Consider the following 3,398-nt stretch of genomic DNA (forward strand, 5'->3'; position numbering starts at 1 on the left):
GTGTGGGGGACTGGTTCACGCGGGAGATCGCGGACACGGGGCGGCTCCGGCTGTTCTGCTTCCTGGTGGCGTTCATCGGGGGGTTCCTGTTCATCCGGTTCAGCGTCCGGATGATCCGGCGGCAGGTGCGGTGGTGGCCGGGGAACGTCACGCCGGGCGGGCAGCACATCCACCACGTGGTGTTCGGCCTGGTGTTCATGTGCGTCGGCGGGGTGAGCGGGCTCGTCGTCCAGGACGACTCGTCCGGGCTGGCGGTGGCGGCGGCGGCCGTGTTCGGGGTCGGGACGGCGCTTGTGCTGGACGAGTTCGCCCTCGTCCTGCACTTGGAGGACGTCTACTGGAGCGAACAGGGCCGCCTGTCGGTGGAGGTCGTGTTCATCACGATCGCGCTGTGCGGCCTCCTCCTGCTCGGCCTGACGCCTCTGGGCATCAGCGACGTGGCGGGGGACGGATTGTGGGCGATCGTCGCCGTCATCGTGCTCGACCTGTGCGTGGCCGTCGTCGCGCTGCTCAAGGGCAAGCTCTGGACGGGGCTCATCGGCCTGTTCGTCGGCCTGGTCGGGCTGGTCGGGGCCGTCCGGCTGGCCCGGCCCGACTCGCCGTGGGCGCGGCGGAGGTACCGGCCCGGGTCGCGGAAGGAGCGGCGGGCGGTGGTGCGCGAGCGACGCTACCGGCGGCCCGTGCAGCGGCTCGGCGACCGGCTGAGCGACGTCATCGCCGGACGGCCGTCCATCAGTGCGGGTACTGGCGGGGCGGACGAGGACGGATCCCGTCCCGGAAAGACGCGACGACCGAGCTGATCTGGCGGATCACCCGCGTGTCCTCCAGGCGGTCGAGGTACAGGGAGCGGCGGGCCAGGCCGTCCAGGTCCACGGCGAAGTACATCGCCATGAGCGGGTTGTTGACGTCCTCCCTCGCCTGGAGGCGAGGGATTTCAGCCCGTCCCCTACGCAGGCAGGAGAGCAGGTTGGGGTTCGCGGTTCACCGGCCCGCCCAGCGGCGTGCCTCCCCGCGCGGCCACCGTGCGCCCCACGGCGGTGTCTTTGATGTTGCGTGCGGCGTTGACGTCGGCGTTGGCCCGCTGCCCGCAGGCCACGCACCGGAACACCGCTTGACTCTCGCGGTTGTCCCGGGCGCGGTGCCCGCACACATTGCAGGTCTGCGACGTGTACGCCGGGTCGACCTGGACCAGGCGTCCGGGTGCCTTGTGCTCCAGGCGGGTCACGAGCCGCCCCCACCCATTGGCCAGGATGCCCCGGTTGAGCCCGGCCTTCTGCCGGACGCCCCTGCCGGGGGCGTCGACGGTGCCTTTGGCGGACCGGGTCATGGCGGCCACATCAAGGTCCTCGACGGCGATGACGTCGAACCGGCGCGCCAAATCGGTCGAGGTCTTCTCCACCCAGTCCCTGCGCCGGTCGGCCTCACGCGCCTTCAGCCGCGCGATGGCGGCCTTGACCCGAGCACGCCGGTTTGACCCCCGGCGCGCGCGGGCGAGGCGGCGCAGCAACCGCTTCAGGCGCTCGGCCTCACCCGGCGTCAAACCCGGCACACTGCTGGTCTGGCCGGTGGACAGCGCAGCCGACACCGCCACACCCCGGTCCACCCCAACCACCTCACCATTGCCCGGTGCGGGAACCGGGTCGGGGATCGCGGCGAAGGCGACATGCCAGCGTCCGGCACGGTCGCGGGTCACCCGGAATGACTTCACCCCGGCCGGGACGGGACGCGACCAGCGGAACCGCACCCACCCCACCTTCGGCACCCGCACCTCACCCGTGCGGCGCGACAACCGCCGCACATCCCACGACCGGCCCCGCACCCCAACAACCCGAAACCCCTCATGCAGCCCGGCCTTGCGCCAGGTGGGACACCGATGCGTACCCGCGAAGAAGTTCACCATCGCCTGCGCGAAATCCCTGAGGGCCTGCTGCTGCACCGTCTGCGAACCCGCCGCCAGCCATCCGAACTCCGCGCGGGCCTCGGTGAGCTGACGGGCCTGCACGACATACCCCGGCGCCGGGCCCCGCCCCGGACGCCACCACGCATGCTGCTCCACCGCCAGATTCCACACGAACCGGGCATGCGAACAATGCTCCAGCAACCCCGCCTCCTGCGCAGGGGTCGGACACAGCCGGTACCTGGACACGCTCCGCAACCTACCGACCACCACCGACAAAACCCGGACCGTCAAAACCCCCGAGGCCACAGTGCTGCCTTGTTCCGCGCTTCCTCCCCGCCCTGAAGGACGGGGTCTCCACGCTGTAGGTATCCGATGAACAGGTCCTCCTCCGGCGCCCCGACGCAGTAGCCGTCGAAGCCGAGCGTGCAGTCACCGCGGTACTTCTTGACCTGCTGGTACTCGCGCCCCGGCCCCCGGCGGGAGTTCGCGCCGACGCCCTTCGAGGTGACCGCGAAGTACCTGGCCCCGTAGAAGGGGACGCCCGAGCAGGCCGCCTGGGCGACGGCGACAGGGGTGTTCGGCGCCACCAGTTCGCCGACCGCGTAGGCGGTGGTGGCCAGGCCGAGAACGGCCGTGATCGTCACGAGGGCCGAATCGGCTGCGGCGGCCTGCGCTCCCCGCCGGTCGCCGGGGCCGGTCGAGCCGTCACTCGCGCCAGTCGATTCCTGCTGTTGCGGTGGGGGCGGCGGCGCAGGCCGGCCCACCCTCAGCAGGAGCGCTCCCGCCAGGACGATGATGCCCGCCACCGTCAGGCTGGCCATCTTCGCCGCCGCGTCCCCGTACAGAATCCCGCGAGAGAAGAGCTGCCAGCGGATGACCACCGCAACGGCTGCCAGCAGCAGCAAAACGACACCCGTGAAGATCTTCATCATTTCCCCGTCCGCGTTGGCGCAGCGAAGACACCCTGGTACCCCCGCCCGGCCGACTACGTGCCCGATGACACAGCTCTCGGTGGCCGGATAAGGACTCTCCTTTGTGCTCGACGCCGTTACTCGAAGTGGCACCGGTGCAGGAGCGGAGCGCCCCGTCGAAGCGTGCCCACGGATGGTCGGCGAGTGGCGACGAATCGAATCGGGTGTTTGGATTAAATCGGATGTTTCCGTATCGCTTGATTGGTTCTTCACCCGGGGATGGATCGTTGCGTGAAACCCCGGCGGGCGGATGAAGGGGTCGAGCGGGCAGGGCACCAGGCGGGGATACGCAGGCGGAGTAGGAGGGCACGAATATCGGCACGTGCAAAGTTCGGGCGTGCACGATTTCATAGGGGCCGGTGTGGTGTGGCGTCAGCCCCGCGCGTCACGGGACACGCCGCCGCGAGCCGTGCACCCGGCCGGTTCGCGTCCCCCAGTGGAAGGGCCGTCGGCGTGGGCGTGGAGAAGGGCGGCGGGACCGACACCCGCCCCGACAACGCGGACGCCCCCACCAGCCGCGACAGCTC

Annotated in this window: 3 protein-coding genes; 1 reads left to right on the plus strand and 2 read right to left on the minus strand. The window is 70.6% G+C overall.

Translation table 11 applies throughout. The features are described 5' to 3' along the window. The coding region (locus E1284_RS39605; RefSeq protein WP_424923539.1) for a hypothetical protein at nt 1-800 on the plus strand (800 nt) is incomplete at its 5' end. A 146-nt stretch (nt 801-946) separates the two neighbouring features. Here the strand turns inward: E1284_RS39605 and E1284_RS39610 are convergent. Together E1284_RS39610 and E1284_RS39615 are read right to left on the minus strand one after the other, a co-directional pair. Beyond that, nucleotides 947-2,206: an RNA-guided endonuclease InsQ/TnpB family protein gene (locus tag E1284_RS39610; protein ID WP_341770476.1), complete on the minus strand. Its 1,260-nt coding sequence runs from the start codon at nt 2,204-2,206 to the stop codon at nt 947-949. Beyond that, nucleotides 2,188-2,832 (minus strand): hypothetical protein, encoded by a 645-nt coding sequence (locus E1284_RS39615; RefSeq protein ID WP_131945268.1) that lies wholly within the window; start codon nt 2,830-2,832, stop codon nt 2,188-2,190. Before E1284_RS39615 ends, E1284_RS39610 begins: the two co-directional genes overlap by 19 nt. Nucleotides 2,833-3,398: the final 566 nt, after the last annotated feature.

Origin of the sequence: Actinomadura bangladeshensis, from assembly GCF_004348335.1 — a bacterium.
Classification (GTDB): domain Bacteria; phylum Actinomycetota; class Actinomycetes; order Streptosporangiales; family Streptosporangiaceae; genus Spirillospora; species Spirillospora bangladeshensis.

Bases quoted from the DNA above. Each gene is read 5' to 3' on its own strand.
- E1284_RS39615 (WP_131945268.1), bottom strand. From the start codon at position 2,832: ATGATGAAGATCTTCACGGGTGTCGTTTTGCTGCTGCTGGCAGCCGTT.